This is a genomic window from Rheinheimera marina, from assembly GCF_042654345.1.
Taxonomy (GTDB): Bacteria; Pseudomonadota; Gammaproteobacteria; order Enterobacterales; family Alteromonadaceae; genus Pararheinheimera; species Pararheinheimera marina.
The window spans coordinates 537,774-554,023 of sequence record NZ_JBHSGB010000010.1 but is presented as its reverse complement, the minus strand read 5'-3'; the positions used below and the strand labels follow the sequence as shown (position 1 = coordinate 554,023).

Genomic DNA, 16,250 nt, shown 5'->3' with positions numbered 1-16,250 from the left:
CCCCGCAACATCCAAGTCCCGCGTTGTTTATTTATATGCGGTTATCAGGGAAGGGTCAAAGCAAAGTCGTTGAAATGGAAAAAATTTTCGCCATCAGGCCAACTGACCGCCGCTGATACGCCATTGGTCACCATAATCACGTACCGAGGCTACCTGGCTAAAACCTGCTTGTTTCAGCAACTGCTGCACGGAGTCGGCTTGTTGATAACCATGTTCCAGCCAGAGCCAGCCACCTGAAGTCAGATGGCTGCAGCTGCCCTGGATAATCTGCTGAATATCGGCCAGGCCTGTCTGCGCTGCAACCAGGGCTGAGCGGGGTTCAAAGCTGACGTCGCCCTGGTTCAGATGCGGATCGGTTTCATCGATATAAGGGGGATTGCTGACAATCAGCTCAAACTGCTGGCCTGCAACCGCAGTGAACCAGTCACTTTGGCTAAAGCGACAATTGGCAAGCTGCAGCTGTTGCCCATTGTGGCGGGCTAAAGCCACAGCTTCAGGCTGCAGGTCCAACCCAGTCAGCTGCCAATCGGGCTTTTCTTTGGCCAGCGCCAGTGCAATAGCACCGGTGCCGGTGCCTAAATCCAGCACTCGGGCCTGTGTGGGCAACGCCAACTCCAGCGCCTGGCGGACCAGAGTTTCGGTATCAGGTCGTGGGATCAGGGTGCAGGGAGCAACCTTCAGCTGAAAATCCCAGAAGTACCAGTAGCCGAGAATATAAGCCAGCGGCTCACCGGCAAGCCGCCGGGTCAGCGCTGCCGTTAAGGTCGCTTCCAGCTCTGCTGGTAACTCGTCACTAGCCCGCAGCACCAGCTGAGTGGCAGACCAGCCAGACAACTCCTGCAACATGCGGCGGGCTTCCTGACGTGCATCGACCGGCACAGGGCCGGTCGATAACAAGGGGTGCAGTGAAGTGGCCGCCTGCAGCAGCCACTGCTGAACAGTCAGCATCAGCTGTTTTCTTCCGACAATGCGGCCAGCTGATCGGCCTGATATTCATGTTTCAACGGGTCAATCACCTGTTCAAGCTCACCTTCCATCACTTCGTTCAGACGGTAGATGGTCAGGTTAATACGGTGATCCGTTAAACGCCCTTGTGGGAAGTTATAAGTCCGGATCCGCTCAGAGCGGTCACCACTGCCGACTAAATTCCGGCGGGTGGTTTCTTCAGCCACCCGGCGTTTTTCATCTTCAGCGGCCTGAATACGGGATTGCAATACCGCCATAGCGCGAGCCCGGTTTTTGTGCTGTGAACGCTCATCCTGACATTCCACCACAATACCTGTGGGTAAGTGGGTAATACGGATGGCCGAGTCCGTTCTGTTGACGTGCTGACCACCGGCACCTGAAGCACGGTAGGTGTCCACTTTCAAATCGGCTGGGTTGATTTCAATGGCTTCGTTTTCCGGAACTTCCGGCATAATGGCCACAGTACAGGCTGAGGTGTGCACCCTGCCTTGAGATTCAGTAGCCGGAACCCGTTGTACCCGGTGACCGCCCGATTCGAATTTCAATGTGCCGTAGGCCCCTTCACCTTGCACGCTGGCAATAATTTCTTTGTAGCCGCCGTGTTCGCCGTCATTGCAGCTGACCACTTCGACTTTCCAGCGCTGGCGCTCACAAAAACGGCTGTACATACGGAAGACGTCACCGGCAAAGATGGCCGCTTCGTCGCCGCCAGCCCCGGCCCGGATTTCCAGGAAACAGCTGTTACCGTCGTTCGGGTCTTTCGGGATCAATAAGATCTGCAATTCGCCGTCGAGCTGTTCAATCCGTTCTTTCGCCGCTTTAAACTCGTCCTGCGCCATCTCGCGCATGTCCGGGTCTGAATCCTTCATCATCTCTTCAGCACTGACCAAATCGTCTTGCGCCTGCCGGTAGTCATTAAAGGCTTTACTGATATCTTCCAGTTGACTGTATTCTTTCGACAGTTCACGAAACCTGTTCTGATCACTGATAACACTGGCGTCGCTGAGCAAGGCCTGCACTTCTTCATAACGCTCTACCAGGCCTTCGAGTTTACGATACACAGAGTCTTTCATTCGGTCTTTATACCTGTTACAGATCCAGCAAGCTGTGGATCAAAGTTTGTTGTTGAGGTTGTTCGTCCTGCAGCAATTGCCGCAAGGCTTTGGTCGGCGCATGCATCAGCCGGTTGCTGAGTTTCATCGCAAGTTCCGCCACCACTTTTTCCGGATCCTGGCCTGATGCCAGTTGCTTCAGCGCTTTGGCAGTCAATTCATCGCGCACCGCCTCGCCTTTATCCCGGTAGTTTTTCACCCAGTCCAGCTGACCATGCAACGCCAGCCATTGGCTGAATTCGACCACACCGGTCTGAATCATCTGTTCCGCTTGGGCGGCGGCCTCTTGCCGGTTCTGCAGATTCTGCGCGACTATGCTTTGCAGGTCATCCACAGTATAGAGGTAAGCGTCTTCCAGTTCCGCCACCTGTTCTTCAATATCGCGAGGCACCGCCAGGTCGACAAAAAACATCGGCTTGTGCCGGCGTTTTTTCAGCGCCTGTTCCACCATGCCTTTACCCACAATAGGCAAGGTACTGGCGGTGGAGCTGATCACCACATCGGCATTGGCCAGCGCCTGCGGCACCTGGCTTAAACTGACGACTTCGCCGCCAAATTGAGCAGCCAAAGCGGCGGCTCTGTCGTAAGAGCGGTTGGCGACCGTCATTTTTTCAGCGCCCTGCTCCAGCAAATGTTTGGCCACCAGTTCGATGGTTTCTCCAGCACCGATCAGCAGCACTTTGACTTTGCCAAGCTGACCAAAAATCTGCCGGGCCAGACTCACCGCCGCAAAAGCAACAGACACCGCACTGGCGCCTATATCGGTCTCGGTACGCACCTGCTTGGCCACAGAAAAGGTTTTCTGAAACAGCCGTTCAAATTGCGGGTTAATAGTGCCGGCCTGGCGGGAGTGGCTGTATGCCTGCTTCACCTGACCTAAAATCTGCGGCTCACCTAAAACCAACGAATCCAGACCACAGGCAACCCGCATCAGATGACTGCTGGCCTGGTCGCCCTGATACAAATACAGGTGCTGATTCAGTTCCAGACTGTCAAGCTGATGGAATTCACTTAACCAGCGAATTACCTGTTTCGATTGTTCCGGGCTGCCGTTAAAATACAGCTCAGTTCTGTTGCAGGTCGATAAGATCACGGCGTCACTGACCTGCGTCTGCTGGGTCAGCTCGCGTAAGGCATCCAGAATTTGCTCAGGTGCAAATGCCACCTGTTCGCGTAGCGCGACCGGGGCAGTTTTGTGATTGATACCTAAAGCAAAAATAGCGATTCACCTGTCTGTACAGAGTGGGTTCAGCCACTCAGGCCTTATAATGAGGGCGAATTGTACGAAAAAGCCCGGTTTAAAAAAAGCATAGAGAAGGAATTAAAGTGTTGTCGAGTGCAAAAATGGCCTGTGTTGTCGCTATGGCGGTGTTGCTTTCAGCTTGTGCGTCCAGCCCCAAGTCCGGGTCTTATGTGCCGCTCTCGGCCCAACAACGCCAGCAGCAACTGGAGCAGTTGCAGGAATTTAAGCTGACTGGCGCTTTGGGTGTTACAGCTCCGAACGACAGCGTGAGTGGTAGCCTAAGCTGGCAACAGCAAGGCCCCTATTACCAGGCCAGTATGACTAACTTTGTCGGTATCAGTATTTTCGAGCTGGAGACCGATAGTCGCGGTGCCACCATCAAAGCCGATGGCGAAGTGCATCAGGCGCAGTCCGCCAGCGCACTGCTGGATTATTTATCCGGCTGGAGTCTGCCCATTGAAGAAATGCCGCTGTGGCTCAAAGGCATGGCCAGCAGCACAGGCAGTGCCCATCAATGGGATCAGCTCGGCCGCTTGGTCGCTTTTGAACTCAAAGACAATCAGGGCCGCGACTGGCTCGTCAGCTACCCGGAGTTTTTTCCGGACGCGCTAGCCTTGCCAAAACGGGTGGTGCTGGAATCAAAAACTGATCGCACAAAAATCAAACTGGTGGTGCGTCAATGGCAACTTTAATTCTGCCGGCCCCGGCCAAGCTCAATTTGTTTTTGCATATCACGGGGCGGCGTGCCGACGGCTACCACAACTTACAAACCTTATTTCAGTTGCTGGACCAGGGCGACCAACTGCAGTTCACACCACGTGATGACGGGCAAATCCAGCTGCGCTGCAATCTGCCGGAACTGGAAACCCCCGACAATCTGGTGCTGCGTGCTGCCGCCTTACTGAAACACAAAGCAGCTGCCAGCGCTGGTGTGGATATTTATCTGGAAAAACAAGTGCCGATGGGCGGTGGCTTGGGCGGTGGTTCATCCGATGCCGCCACCACCCTGGCAGCGCTGAATCAGCTGTGGGGTCTTGGCTTGTCGATTAAGGAACTGGCAGAGCTTGGCTTAACCCTTGGCGCTGACGTGCCGGTTTTTGTCGAAGGCCAAACGGCCTATGCCGAAGGGGTTGGCGAACATTTGCAACCTGTTAGTCTGCCAGAAAAATATTACCTGATTGTGACGCCAGAGGTGCATGTCAGCACGGCTCTGGTGTTCCAACACCCCGATTTAACGCGCGATACAGCCCCGCTGACTCTGGCACAACTGCTAAACTCAGACTGGAAAAATGACTGCGAAGCACTGGTCAAACAGCTCTACCCCGAGGTTGCATTGGTGTTGGACTGGTTGATAGAATACGCGCCGTCTCGAATGACGGGTACTGGCGCCAGCGTATTTGCTGAATTCCCGGATGAATTCAGTGCTCGTCAAACCCTGCACAAATTACCGTCTCAGTGGCGCGCTTTTGTCGCAAAAGGGGTTGCTCAGTCCCCGCTGTGGACTGAGTTGAAGGATGCTGTTTAGCGTACAGTTTGTTTGACAAAACAAGCTGTTTTAATTCAACCGGACCACAACTGCCCTGAGGATCCTACCGTGCCCGACATGAAGATTTTCGCTGGTAACGCCGTACCAGAACTCGCCAAGAAGATAGCCAGCCGTTTATATATCAAGCTGGGCGATGCCGAAGTCGGCCGTTTTAGCGACGGTGAAGTCTGTGTGCAAATCAATGAAAACGTCAGGGGATCTGACGTTTTTATTATCCAGTCTACCTGCGCACCAACCAACGATAATCTGATGGAACTGATTGTAATGGTCGACGCTCTGCGTCGTGCCTCGGCAGGCCGTATCACTGCGGTGATGCCTTACTTCGGTTACGCCCGTCAGGACCGCCGTGTCCGTTCAGCCCGGGTACCTATCACCGCCAAAGTGGTGGCCGATTTCCTGTCCAGCGTGGGTGTGGACCGCGTACTCACTGTTGACCTGCATGCCGAACAAATTCAGGGCTTCTTCGACGTGCCAGTGGACAACGTATTTGGCAGCCCGGTACTGCTGGAAGATATGCGTAAGCGTGAATTCACCGCACCAGTGGTGGTGTCGCCGGATATCGGCGGTGTCGTGCGCGCCCGAGCTATTGCCAAATTGCTGAATGACGCCGATCTGGCCATCATCGACAAACGTCGTCCTAAGGCCAACGTGTCTCAGGTGATGCATATCATCGGTGACGTGAAAGACCGCGACTGTATTATTGTCGATGACATGATTGATACCGGCGGTACTTTATGTAAAGCCGCAGAAGCCTTAAAAGAACAAGGCGCCAAACGTGTTTTTGCTTACGCCACTCACGCAGTATTCTCTGGCAGTGCGCCGGACAATATCCGTAACTCAGTGATTGATGAACTGATGATCACTGACACTGTGCCACTGAGTGCAGAAATGCGTGCAATCAGCAAAGTGAAGCAATTGACCTTAAGCGATATGCTGGCTGAATGTATCCGCCGCATCAGCAACGAAGAGTCTATTTCGTCAATGTTTGATTAATTGACGTCCAATAAAAAACCCCGGCCTGCCGGGGTTTTTTATTGTCAGCGCACTGCGGCTTATTCCTGAAACAAGGTTTCAATATCCAAGCCTTGATGGCTGACAATTTCACGCAGGCGACGCAGCGCTTCAACCTGAATTTGCCGTACCCGCTCACGGGTTAAGCCAATTTCTTTGCCAACATCTTCCAGCGTGGAAGGCTCAAAACCGAGCAGACCAAAACGTCGTGCCAATACTTCCCGTTGTTTGGCATTCAGCTCATCCAGCCAGACCACCAGATGCTGGCGGATATCGGCATCGGTGAGTTCTGTTTCCGGTCCCAGCTCTTTTTCATCAGCCAGCACATCCAGTAACTGCTTTTCCGACGAACCGGCGACAGGAGTGTCAACTGAAGTAATCTTTTCATTCAGTTTCAGCATCTTACGCACTTCGTCGACAGGCCGGTCCAACGCCGCTGAAATTTCCTCCGGCGTCGGTTCATGGTCCAGCCGCTGTGACAATTCGCGGGCAGCCCGTAAATACACATTCAGCTCTTTCACCACATGGATGGGCAACCGAATGGTGCGGGTCTGGTTCATGATGGCCCGTTCAATGGTCTGACGGATCCACCAGGTCGCATAAGTCGAAAACCGGAATCCTCGCTCAGGGTCAAACTTTTCCACTGCCCGGATCAAGCCTAAGTTCCCTTCTTCAATCAGGTCCAGCAGCGCCAGGCCACGGTTGATGTAACGACGGGCAATTTTGACCACAAGGCGCAGGTTACTTTCGATCATGCGTTTGCGGGCTGCTTTGTCCCCCCTGAGAGCCAGGCGGGAAAAATAAACTTCTTCTTCGGCAGAGAGTAAAGGTGAAAAACCAATTTCGCCCAGGTAAATCTGGGTCGCGTCCATCACGCGTTGGTTGTCATTGGCAACAAACACATCGTCTGGTGTGTTGTCTTCTTCGGTAGTTAAAGTGGTTAAATCAGGCTCGGCACTGTCATCGTCGGAAAGCGTGACATCATCACCTAACTCAGTTTCTTTGAAATCAATTACGTCTTCATCATCTTTATGACCCATATCCTTCTCCCACATCAACAAGCTTTGGGTATCACCTGTAAAATCAGGCATCCTTACCTGGTCACCCTTCGGGGTGATCTTATTTTAGGTATTTTCTGGGGTCGACGGACTTGCCACGGAAACGGATTTCAAAGTGCAGCCGGGTGGAGGTTGCATCTGTACTACCCATTTCAGCGATTTGTTGCCCGCTGACGACGGTGTCGCGTTCCTTAACCAAAAGCTTGCGGTTATGAGCATAGGCACTCAGGTAGTCATCGTTATGCCTGATAATGATCAGGTTTCCATAACCACGTAAGGCATTACCCGCGTAAACAACCTCTCCAGACGCTGCAGCACGAACCTGAGTTCCTGCAGCGCCACCAATATCCAAGCCTTTGTTTCCATGTTCTGCATTGGAAAAAGTAGCCAATATTGGTCCCCTGACCGGCCAGCTCCAGACTATTTTTGAACTGGATACCGGACTGGGTGCGGTTGATGTGTTTTGTTTCACCGTCTGAGATCGAACATAACCCGTTTGATTCTGAGGTGCAACCGCTTTGTTGTCTGGAAGCGGTTTCACAGATGAAATATTTGATAAATTTGAACCATTCAAGCCCGATTTATGCGGACTAACTGGGTTTTTCTGCGATTCACCGCGCAGAAGCGCAGTCTTTGCGTTAACAAGATGTAAAGTTTGGCCTGGGTAGATGCGATAAGGCACCGGAATATTGTTTTGCGCCGCCAGCTCCCTGTAGTCCAAACCGGAACGAAACGCGATAGAATACAAGGTATCACCGGCCTGCACTGTGTAGCGGGCGTTGGCTTCCCCTTGAGGGTGTTTCTTGTAGTAGTTCCGAATGTCATTCAGGCTGCTGACCGGCGCCGGCGCGTCGCGCGAGCTACACGCCACCAGACTGCAGGCAGCCATAATGAAACAAAAGTGCTTCACGTTAGCGGTACACCAAATAAAGCAACACAGCCAAACCTACGGTGCCCCAGCCTAAGGTATCGACTATGTCCCTCAGTTTCTGCTGCATTTTTTCACCGCCCCAATACATCAAACCAGCGACCAGGAAAAACCGGCTGGCGCGGGCAATAAAGGATGCGAGTAAAAAAGGCCAAAATGCCATACTCATCAGCCCAGCTCCCACAGTGAACAACTTGTAGGGAATAGGTGAAAACCCGGCAATAAACACCACCCAGACACCGTATTCAGTAAACCATTGCTGCACTTTGGCAAAAGCATCATGTTTACCTAAGTACTCCATCGCCGGCAATACCACGGGTTCATACAACCATAAACCGAGGAAGTAGCCGCAGACGCCACCCAGCACAGAAAATAACGTGGTAACCCAGGCAAACCGCCAGGCTTTTTCAGGCCGGGCTAGCGCCATAGGGGCCAGCATCACATCAGGCGGGATAGGAAAAATAACCGACTCGGTAAAACTTAAGCCTGCCAGATAGCGCTCTGCATGCCGGTGCCGTGACCAGAGCAAAGCTTTGTCATACATCCATTGGAAAATACGCAACTTGAGATCCTTGAGTTAGTTGTTCATCTGCAGACCAAAGCTCTAGGCCAGCTCACCTGGCACCAAAGGCACAAACCGCACCGCTTCCACGTCTTGTTGTTCAAAATCATCACCGCAACGGGTAAATACCCGCAACACTTGCTCCTGAGCACCGACCGGGATCACCAGACGCCCTCCTTCAGTCAGTTGCTGCAATAGCGCCTGCGGCACTTCGTGGGGCGCTGCGGTTACGATAATACAATCGAATGGGGCTTTGCTTTGCCAACCTAACCAGCCATCGCCGTGTTTCATCGACACATTATGCAGGTCTAATTGTTGCAGTCTGCGTTTCGCCTGAAACTGCAAGGCTTTAATTCGCTCTACACTGCAGACCTGTTCAAATAAGCGGGCCAGTATGGCGGTCTGATAACCTGAGCCAGTGCCAATCTCCAGTACTTTTTTGCACTGTGGCGATTGCAACAGCAATTCAGTCATCCGGGCCACAATATAAGGCTGTGAAATGGTCTGGCCCTGGCCTATTGGCAAGGCGGTATTTTCATAGGCTTTATGTGCCAGAACGGCTTCAACAAATAGATGGCGGGGTGTCTGACTAATCGCTGTCAGTACCCTGTTGTCCTGAATGCCTTCTTGCTGAAGCTTTTGTGCCAAAACAGCGGCACTGCGGTGTGTCACTACAGCCATAACTTACCACTTGATCCCTTCTAACCATTGGCCCAGCTGCTCCATACTGCGATAGGCCGTCATATCCACATGCAAGGGCGTCACCGAAGCATAGCCCTGTGCCACTGCATAAAAGTCTGTGCCTGGCCCTGCATCCAGTTCAGGCCCTAAAGACCCATACCAATAAATAGGCCTGCCCCAAGGGTCTGTGGCCTGCTGCATGGTTTCTGCTTTATGCCGCCGCCCCAGCCGCGTAACCTGAATGCCCTTCAATTGTTCCAGCGAAATAGCTGGTACATTGATGTTCAGGATCTGATCGGCAGGCAATGGCTGGGATTTCAACTTTTTGATCACCTGAACTGTGACATGGGCAGCGGTCGCGAAATGTTGTTCATCGCGGCCAGCCAAAGAAACCGCTATGGCAGGCAAGCCTAAATGACGGCCTTCAGTGGCTGCGGCTACTGTGCCGGAATACAGCACATCATCGCCCAGATTGGCACCATGGTTAATGCCGGATACGACCAGATCTGGCGCCTTGTCCAGTAACTGATTAATCGCCAGATGCACACAATCTGTTGGCGTGCCATTGACAGCCACAAACCCATTGTCCAGCAATTGAGTACGAAGCGGGTTAAGCAAGGTCAACGAATTACTGGCACCACTGCAGTTGCGATCCGGCCCCACTGTAGTCACCTCTGCAATCTGTGCTAAAGCCTGCTGCAGCACCTGAATGCCTTTGGCGTACACTCCATCATCATTACTTAACAGAATTCGCATTATGGCCTCCGAAACCGTTAATCCAATGGCGCCTGATGGCGCTGCACATCCTGATAATTCACCAACTCTCTGAGCACGGACGTGGCAAAACAGCCTGAGTACAATTGAAAACTCAGGCAGACGTCTGAACCGTCGAAGTACCAGCTCAGCTGTCGCGGCACCAGACGAATACTGCGTCGCTCAGCACGCATATTCAGAGCGATCAGAGCGTCCACCCAGTGCTGCCAATTGTGCAGGCTTTGCTGTTCAAACTCCAGCGCATCCCCTTGCACCAACGGCTCTCCGCAGCCAGCCAAAGCCGCCGTCGGATGAATATCAAATTCGGCCAGACGCTGACGCAGCACGTCATCGGGCTCATCCACTTTGAAAATGGACCCTGAGCCGTCCAGCTGAACCACTTCGCCTTGCATCAGGCGGTTAAATAGCCCCTGCTCCAAACGCCGTGCCAGTTGGGTATTAAACAAAAAGGATCGGGCAGCCGACAACGCCAGGCCACGAATTTGACGGTCGGAAATACTGCCGCCCTGGAACAGCTTGTCGGCCAGAACCAGGTTGCCACCGTCACGGCCAAAACGTTGTTCGCCGTAATAATTCGGCACCCCAAGTTTTACCTGCTGCAACCGTTGCTCCAGCTCAGCAGGGTCGGATACGTCGCGCAGACGCAAATGAAAGGTATTGTGTGCAATAGCGCCCAGGCGCAAACGGCGCTGATGCCGGGTCACCTGCAAAATGCGACAGCCGTCAATCTGCCAGTGTTGCCAGTCAGGTTGTTGTTTAATTGGATAAGGCACACAAAACCACTGACGGGTGACCGCATGACGGTCTTTTAAGCCAGCGTAACTGACCTGACGGGCTTTACAGCCGACAATTTCGGCCAGCAGTTTGGCGACAAACTGGGTGTTCTGGCCAATTTTTTCAATAAACAGCAACAGGTGTTCACCAGCGCCGGTGGGCGTGAAACTTAAGGTTTCTTCCACAATAAAGTCGTCCGGCTGGACACGCAGCAGCGCCGTGCCTTGCGGTTTCTGATAAAGATAAGGTAAAGCCAGCAATTGCATCAGACTTTCACCAGCAGCACCACAGCTTCCACTGCGATGCCTTCTTTACGCCCGACAAAACCAAGCTTTTCTGTGGTGGTGGCTTTGACATTCACCGCACCGATAGCACAGTCTAAATCCTGCATCAGGCACTGACGCATGGCGTCGATATGCGGTGCCATTTTAGGCGCTTGGGCCAGAATCGTCACGTCCAGGTTGCCAAGCTGATACCCCAGCGCCTGCACGTCGGCAAAGACTTTACGCAATAGAATCCGGCTGTCGATGCCTTTAAAGGCGGTGTCCGTATCCGGGAAATGATGGCCGATATCGCCAAGAGCCACAGCACCCAATAAGGCGTCTGCCACGGCGTGCAGCACCACATCGCCATCGGAATGGGCAAGCAGGCCTTGCTCATAAGGAATTTTTACACCACCCAGCGTGACAGGACCTTCGCCACCAAAGGCATGAACATCAAAACCATGACCAATACGAAAAGGCACCATCAGTTACGCTCCAGATAAAAACGGGCTAAAGCTAAATCTTCAGCCTGGGTAATTTTAATATTGTCGGCATGGCCAGGCACCAACAGCACCGGATGTCCGGCCCATTCCATCGCACTGGCTTCATCTGTGACTGCAACGCCGGCACAAAGTGCATCCGTCAGTGCGGTTCGCAGCAATGCGGTCGGAAACAGCTGTGGCGTATAGGCATGCCACAAGCCACTGCGCTCGACCGTCTGTTCAATCTGGCTGGTTCCCCGCTTCATGGTGTCACGCACCGGAGTGGCCAAAATGCCACCAACGTTTTGAGCCAAACAATGTTCTATCAACATCTGCACATCGGCCAGCCGCACCACAGGACGGGCCGCATCATGCACCAGCACCCAGGGATACTGCTCTGCATTGATCTGCTGGAGCGCATTGAGCACAGAATTGGCACGCTCAGTGCCGCCCTGCACGCGCTGAAAACACCCTTGCTGCAGAAACGACAGAGCTGGGTAATAAGGGTCGTCTGGTGACACCGCGATATAAAACTGTTGTAAAACCGAGACCTGCTGCAAACGCCGCACAGTCTGCTCCAGCACTGTGGCACCGCAAAGGTCAAGGTACTGTTTTGGCCGATCGGCCTGCATACGTTTCCCGACACCAGCGGCTGGGATCACAGTCGCTATGTTGGGGATCATTTGATTTCCATTGGAGTCACAATGCGGAAAAATACTTCGTTTTGTTTAATCAGCCCAAGTTCATTGCGGGCACGTTCTTCGATGGCATCCATCCCTATCTGCAAATCCGTCACGTCGGCTCTGAGCAACTGGTTGCGTTTCACCAATTGGGCGTTTTGCTGCTCCACGTTGCCAAGCTGGGTTTGATGCGCCCAATACTCCATCACGCTGTGCTGTCCCAGCCACAAGCGGTGTTGAAGTGCAATCAACAGTATCAGCAGTAATAAAACCAGTAATCGCATTCGTCAGTTCGCTCCGGATCCCTAGCCATATTATGAAGGCTGAAATCCGTGCAGGAAAGCCCCAGAGCCGCATTCAGGGCTGAAAAGGTTTGGCAAAGTTCTGCCAGTTCAGACGACTGGCCAATAAAAGCTCGCGTAAACTCAGTAAACGTGGTGTTTTTCGTTCCGCATTCAACCACAAGTGACCACTGCAAGCGGCAGTCATCAGGCTTTTACTCGGCTTCAATAAAAATTTATCGGCGTTTTCCTGTGCCAATGGCGTGCCATTCAGACCAAACCAACCATGTTCGTTGCAGTGCAAGCGGCTGCCGTCCAGATCAATTTCATCCACAGAATCCAGCCAGACGGTTTCCAGCCCTTGTTGCTGCTGGTACACCGGTACGATCAGCGCTTTTTTGGCATATTTGCGATAAAACTGCTCGATTTGTTCAATACCTTGCTCTTTGGCAGGGCATTGCACAGATTGTCGGGCCAGCCAACTGGCATTCTGACCATCAAACTGCAAAGGTGACGGGTGCTGCACAATACGTTCAGCGGCGCGGCGAATATAAAAAGGCAGACTGGCCAGACGTTTCGCCAGCGTTGGTAAAAGCTCAACCGGAAGTTTAGACAAACGGGAGATTTCGCGCTCATACAGCGCGTTGCACAATTCGGTGTAGGCCTGACTTTGGGCTTCGTCCTGCCAGAGCTGATGTTGATCAGCATCGTGTTTTTTCATTGCCAGGTTTTATCGTACAGCGAGACTCCAATCTGGATACCGACTGTACGTCAAAAACAAGGGCGGGCACAAGGCCCGCCCCTATAAGTCAACCACTTAGGCTTGACCTTTGATTTCCACCCGGCCACGGTACGGCGCTTTGGCCCCCAGTTCCTGCTCAATACGCAGCAACTGGTTGTACTTAGACACGCGGTCGGAACGGCACAGTGAACCGGTTTTGATTTGACCAGCCGCAGTACCTACAGCTAAATCAGCAATAAAGGCATCTTCAGTTTCGCCTGAACGGTGTGAAATCACCGCAGTAAAGCCGGCATCTTTCGCCATCTTGATAGCCGCCAGTGTTTCAGTCAGAGAACCGATCTGGTTGAACTTGATCAGAATCGAGTTACCAATACCTTGTTCAATACCGCGGGTCAGAATTTTGGTGTTGGTGACGAATAAATCGTCTCCCACCAACTGCACTTTGCTACCAATTTTATTGGTTAAATCTTTCCAGCCGTCCCAATCGGATTCATCCAGACCGTCTTCAATAGAAACGATAGGGAAACGGGTGGCTAAACCAGCCAGGAAGTCATTGAATTCATACGAAGTGAATTCTTTACCTTCACCTGACAGTTTGTATTTACCGTCAACATAGAACTCAGAGGCTGCGCAGTCCAGCGCCAGCGTCACGTCTTTGTTCAGCTCGTAACCAGCGGCAGCCACAGCCTTGGAAATCACAGTTAAGGCTTCTTCGTTGGACTTCAGGTCCGGTGCAAAACCACCTTCATCACCCACAGCTGTGTTTAAACCCTGGCTGTGTAATTCTTTTTTCAGCTGATGGAAAATTTCAGCACCCATACGCAGCGCTTCCGCGAAATTTTTCGCGCCAACCGGCTGCACCATGAATTCCTGAATGTCGACGTTGTTATCGGCGTGCTCACCACCATTGATGATATTCATCATCGGCACCGGCATAGAGTACACACCTGGCGTGCCATTCAGTTCGGCAATGTGCTGATACAACGGGATTTTCTTATCGGCTGCAGCAGCGCGGGCTACGGCCAGTGACACCGCCAGAATAGCGTTCGCACCCAGCTTAGATTTAGATTCGGTGCCGTCCAGGTCAATCATGATCTGGTCGATTGCCGCCTGGTCGTAGGCTGATTTGCCTAACAGCGCGGCTTTAATGGGGCCATCAATGTTGGCCACAGCAGTACGGACACCTTTACCTAAATAACGGCTTTTATCGCCATCGCGCAGCTCCAATGCTTCGCGGGTACCGGTCGAAGCACCGGATGGTGCACAACCACGGCCCATAGCACCGCTCGCTAAAATAACGTCAGCTTCGACTGTTGGATTGCCACGTGAGTCCATAATTTCACGGGCAATGATGTTGACGATCTCAGACATAAATAATCCCCTTAGATGCTGCGCAAAAAGCCGGATTGAGGCCCGGCTTTTGTTAAAAATTAAACTAACTGTTGTTTTTGATGTTTATACGCGGCCGCGACAAAACTGCGGAACAGCGGATGGCCGTCCCTCGGCGTCGAGTTAAATTCCGGATGGAACTGACCGGCAACAAACCATGGATGTTTTGGAATTTCCACCATCTCGACTAACTGGTTGTCGGCTGACAATCCGGAGAACACCAATCCTGCCTCTTCTAAGCGTGCCACAAAGTGATTATTCACTTCGTAGCGATGACGGTGGCGCTCAGTAATCACGTCCTGACCGTAAATTTCGCGGGCTTTGGTATTGGGCTTGAGGTTACAGTTCTGGCTGCCCAGACGCATAGTGCCACCCATATCCGATTTCTCGGTACGTTGTTCCACTTTGCCTTCTGAATCCAGCCATTCAGTGATTAAACCAACCACTGGGTAAGAGGTATTTCTATTAAATTCGGTCGAATGTGCGCCGGTTAAACCTAACACATTACGGGCATATTCAATCAATGCAACCTGCATACCTAAACAAATGCCCAGATAAGGCACTTTGTTTTCACGGGCATAACGGGCAGCCATAATCTTGCCTTCCACACCACGCTCACCGAAACCACCAGGTACCAAAATGGCATCCAGGCCAGCTAATATGTCTGTGCCTTTGGCTTCCACATCTTGTGAGTCGATGTATTTGATATGCACAGTCAAACGATTCTTCAGGCCCGCATGGTTCAACGCTTCGTTCACCGATTTGTAGGCATCCGGTAACTCAACATATTTACCCACCATACCAATAGTCACTTCACCAGTCGGGTTGGACTCCTGGTACAACACCTGTTCCCACTCAGACAAATCGGCCTCTTTGGCACTTAAGTGGAAACGGCGCACAATCAAATCGTCCAGCCCCTGCGATTTCAGCAAGGCCGGAATTTGGTAAATGCTCGACACGTCTTTTAACGAAATCACAGCCCGCTCTTCCACGTTAGTGAACAGCGCAATTTTGGCTTTTTCATTGGACGGAATAGCACGGTCTGAACGACAGACCAAAATATCTGGCTGAATACCGATAGAACGTAATTCTTTCACCGAATGCTGAGTTGGTTTGGTTTTAATCTCACCTGCCGTGCCCAGGTAAGGCACCAGCGTCAGATGCATAAACATCGCGCGCTCGCGGCCAATTTCAGTACCCAACTGGCGAATTGCTTCCAGGAATGGCAAGGACTCGATATCTCCGACAGTGCCGCCAATCTCAACAATGGCAATGTCATGGCCTTCACCACCGGCCACAACACGGCTTTTAATTTCATTGGTGATATGAGGAATAACCTGAATAGTCGCACCTAAATAATCACCACGGCGCTCACGACGTAATACGTCGGAATAAATCCGGCCTTGAGTGAAGTTATTCAGTTTGGTCATTTTGGTGCGGATAAAGCGCTCGTAGTGGCCCAAATCCAAATCAGTCTCTGCGCCATCTTCGGTCACAAAAACTTCACCGTGTTGAATGGGGCTCATAGTGCCCGGATCCAGGTTGATGTAAGGATCCAGCTTGAGAATGGTCACTTTCAGACCACGAGCTTCTAAAATAGCGGCTAACGAGGCTGCTGCAATACCTTTACCCAAGGATGAGACAACCCCACCCGTCACGAAGATGTATCTAGTAGTCATGAGACCTCTGAGACGCCAATGGCATTAAGAATTACGTACTTAGGACGGGCGCAAAGTATAACAAAGCCACTGCATTCGC

At 52.2% G+C, this 16,250-nt stretch carries 18 protein-coding genes; 3 read left to right on the top strand and 15 right to left on the bottom strand.

Translation table 11 applies throughout. The features are described 5' to 3' along the window. Window positions 1-93: 93 nt before the first annotated feature. The 3 genes from prmC to hemA are packed head-to-tail and all read right to left on the bottom strand — an operon-like array spanning window position 94 to window position 3,303. On the bottom strand, window positions 94-948 hold the full coding sequence (gene prmC, locus ACFO3I_RS12190; RefSeq protein WP_377334253.1) for a peptide chain release factor N(5)-glutamine methyltransferase: 855 nt from the start codon (window positions 946-948) through the stop codon (window positions 94-96). Further along, on the bottom strand, window positions 948-2,039 hold the full coding sequence (gene prfA, locus ACFO3I_RS12185; protein ID WP_377334252.1) for a peptide chain release factor 1: 1,092 nt from the start codon (window positions 2,037-2,039) through the stop codon (window positions 948-950). The genes prmC and prfA overlap by 1 nt, the downstream gene beginning before the upstream one ends. 16 nt (window positions 2,040-2,055) lie before the next feature. Further along, window positions 2,056-3,303, bottom strand: coding sequence for a glutamyl-tRNA reductase (hemA, locus tag ACFO3I_RS12180; protein WP_377334632.1), 1,248 nt, complete (start codon window positions 3,301-3,303; stop codon window positions 2,056-2,058). A gap of 104 nt (window positions 3,304-3,407) precedes the next feature. On the opposite strand from hemA, the gene lolB reads away from it, so the two are divergent. The 3 genes from lolB (at window position 3,408) to ACFO3I_RS12165 (ending at window position 5,860) form a co-directional block, all read left to right on the top strand. Further along, window positions 3,408-4,013 (top strand): lipoprotein insertase outer membrane protein LolB, encoded by a 606-nt coding sequence (gene lolB / locus ACFO3I_RS12175; RefSeq protein WP_377334251.1) that lies wholly within the window; start codon window positions 3,408-3,410, stop codon window positions 4,011-4,013. After that, entirely contained in the window at window positions 4,001-4,846 is an 846-nt protein-coding gene (gene ispE, locus ACFO3I_RS12170) for a 4-(cytidine 5'-diphospho)-2-C-methyl-D-erythritol kinase (RefSeq protein WP_377334250.1), read from the top strand. Before lolB ends, ispE begins: the two co-directional genes overlap by 13 nt. A gap of 78 nt (window positions 4,847-4,924) precedes the next feature. Continuing rightward, window positions 4,925-5,860, top strand: coding sequence for a ribose-phosphate pyrophosphokinase (locus ACFO3I_RS12165; protein WP_377334630.1), 936 nt, complete (start codon window positions 4,925-4,927; stop codon window positions 5,858-5,860). Window positions 5,861-5,919: 59 nt separating this feature from the next. Here ACFO3I_RS12165 and rpoS read toward each other — a convergent pair whose 3' ends face one another. The 12 genes from rpoS to ACFO3I_RS12105 all read right to left on the bottom strand — a co-directional run bounded on the left by rpoS (window position 5,920) and on the right by ACFO3I_RS12105 (window position 16,171). Continuing rightward, entirely contained in the window at window positions 5,920-6,918 is a 999-nt protein-coding gene (rpoS, locus tag ACFO3I_RS12160; protein WP_377334628.1) for an RNA polymerase sigma factor RpoS, read from the bottom strand. A gap of 79 nt (window positions 6,919-6,997) precedes the next feature. Beyond that, window positions 6,998-7,846, bottom strand: coding sequence for a peptidoglycan DD-metalloendopeptidase family protein (locus ACFO3I_RS12155; RefSeq protein ID WP_377334249.1), 849 nt, complete (start codon window positions 7,844-7,846; stop codon window positions 6,998-7,000). Between the two features lies 1 nt (window position 7,847). Continuing rightward, window positions 7,848-8,426: a YqaA family protein gene (locus tag ACFO3I_RS12150; RefSeq protein ID WP_377334248.1), complete on the bottom strand. Its 579-nt coding sequence runs from the start codon at window positions 8,424-8,426 to the stop codon at window positions 7,848-7,850. A gap of 42 nt (window positions 8,427-8,468) precedes the next feature. Beyond that, complete coding sequence (locus ACFO3I_RS12145; RefSeq protein ID WP_465269142.1) at window positions 8,469-9,107, bottom strand: protein-L-isoaspartate(D-aspartate) O-methyltransferase; 639 nt, start codon at window positions 9,105-9,107, stop codon at window positions 8,469-8,471. Between the two features lie 3 nt (window positions 9,108-9,110). Further along, complete coding sequence (gene surE, locus ACFO3I_RS12140) at window positions 9,111-9,863, bottom strand: 5'/3'-nucleotidase SurE (protein ID WP_377334247.1); 753 nt, start codon at window positions 9,861-9,863, stop codon at window positions 9,111-9,113. Window positions 9,864-9,880: 17 nt separating this feature from the next. Beyond that, window positions 9,881-10,921 (bottom strand): tRNA pseudouridine(13) synthase TruD, encoded by a 1,041-nt coding sequence (truD, locus tag ACFO3I_RS12135; protein ID WP_377334246.1) that lies wholly within the window; start codon window positions 10,919-10,921, stop codon window positions 9,881-9,883. Beyond that, window positions 10,921-11,403: a 2-C-methyl-D-erythritol 2,4-cyclodiphosphate synthase gene (gene ispF / locus ACFO3I_RS12130; protein ID WP_377334245.1), complete on the bottom strand. Its 483-nt coding sequence runs from the start codon at window positions 11,401-11,403 to the stop codon at window positions 10,921-10,923. The genes truD and ispF overlap by 1 nt, the downstream gene beginning before the upstream one ends. Then, window positions 11,403-12,083, bottom strand: coding sequence for a 2-C-methyl-D-erythritol 4-phosphate cytidylyltransferase (gene ispD, locus ACFO3I_RS12125; protein ID WP_377334244.1), 681 nt, complete (start codon window positions 12,081-12,083; stop codon window positions 11,403-11,405). The genes ispF and ispD overlap by 1 nt, the downstream gene beginning before the upstream one ends. Further along, complete coding sequence (ftsB, locus tag ACFO3I_RS12120; protein WP_377334243.1) at window positions 12,080-12,364, bottom strand: cell division protein FtsB; 285 nt, start codon at window positions 12,362-12,364, stop codon at window positions 12,080-12,082. The genes ispD and ftsB overlap by 4 nt, the downstream gene beginning before the upstream one ends. 73 nt (window positions 12,365-12,437) lie before the next feature. Beyond that, a complete protein-coding gene (locus ACFO3I_RS12115; RefSeq protein WP_377334242.1) occupies window positions 12,438-13,082 on the bottom strand; it encodes a hypothetical protein in 645 nt (214 codons plus the stop codon). A gap of 96 nt (window positions 13,083-13,178) precedes the next feature. Further along, window positions 13,179-14,474: a phosphopyruvate hydratase gene (gene eno / locus ACFO3I_RS12110; protein WP_377334241.1), complete on the bottom strand. Its 1,296-nt coding sequence runs from the start codon at window positions 14,472-14,474 to the stop codon at window positions 13,179-13,181. Window positions 14,475-14,533: 59 nt separating this feature from the next. Beyond that, the gene (locus ACFO3I_RS12105; protein ID WP_377334240.1) at window positions 14,534-16,171 is read right to left on the bottom strand and encodes a CTP synthase; all 1,638 of its coding nucleotides are present in this window, start codon (window positions 16,169-16,171) and stop codon (window positions 14,534-14,536) included. Window positions 16,172-16,250 lie beyond the last annotated feature (79 nt).

Excerpts from the sequence above, each read along its gene's own strand:
- prmC (WP_377334253.1), bottom strand. The coding sequence starts at position 948 with ATGCTGACTGTTCAGCAGTGGCTGCTGCAGGCGGCCACTTCACTGCAC.
- prfA (WP_377334252.1), bottom strand. The coding sequence starts at position 2,039 with ATGAAAGACTCTGTGTATCGTAAACTCGAAGGCCTGGTAGAGCGTTAT.
- ispE (WP_377334250.1), top strand. The coding sequence starts at position 4,001 with ATGGCAACTTTAATTCTGCCGGCCCCGGCCAAGCTCAATTTGTTTTTG.
- ACFO3I_RS12165 (WP_377334630.1), top strand. The coding sequence starts at position 4,925 with ATGAAGATTTTCGCTGGTAACGCCGTACCAGAACTCGCCAAGAAGATA.
- rpoS (WP_377334628.1), bottom strand. The coding sequence starts at position 6,918 with ATGGGTCATAAAGATGATGAAGACGTAATTGATTTCAAAGAAACTGAG.
- ACFO3I_RS12145 (WP_465269142.1), bottom strand. The coding sequence starts at position 9,107 with ATGGCTGTAGTGACACACCGCAGTGCCGCTGTTTTGGCACAAAAGCTT.
- surE (WP_377334247.1), bottom strand. The coding sequence starts at position 9,863 with ATGCGAATTCTGTTAAGTAATGATGATGGAGTGTACGCCAAAGGCATT.
- truD (WP_377334246.1), bottom strand. The coding sequence starts at position 10,921 with ATGCAATTGCTGGCTTTACCTTATCTTTATCAGAAACCGCAAGGCACG.
- ispF (WP_377334245.1), bottom strand. The coding sequence starts at position 11,403 with ATGGTGCCTTTTCGTATTGGTCATGGTTTTGATGTTCATGCCTTTGGT.
- ispD (WP_377334244.1), bottom strand. The coding sequence starts at position 12,083 with ATGATCCCCAACATAGCGACTGTGATCCCAGCCGCTGGTGTCGGGAAA.
- ftsB (WP_377334243.1), bottom strand. The coding sequence starts at position 12,364 with ATGCGATTACTGGTTTTATTACTGCTGATACTGTTGATTGCACTTCAA.
- ACFO3I_RS12115 (WP_377334242.1), bottom strand. The coding sequence starts at position 13,082 with ATGAAAAAACACGATGCTGATCAACATCAGCTCTGGCAGGACGAAGCC.
- eno (WP_377334241.1), bottom strand. The coding sequence starts at position 14,474 with ATGTCTGAGATCGTCAACATCATTGCCCGTGAAATTATGGACTCACGT.
- ACFO3I_RS12105 (WP_377334240.1), bottom strand. The coding sequence starts at position 16,171 with ATGACTACTAGATACATCTTCGTGACGGGTGGGGTTGTCTCATCCTTG.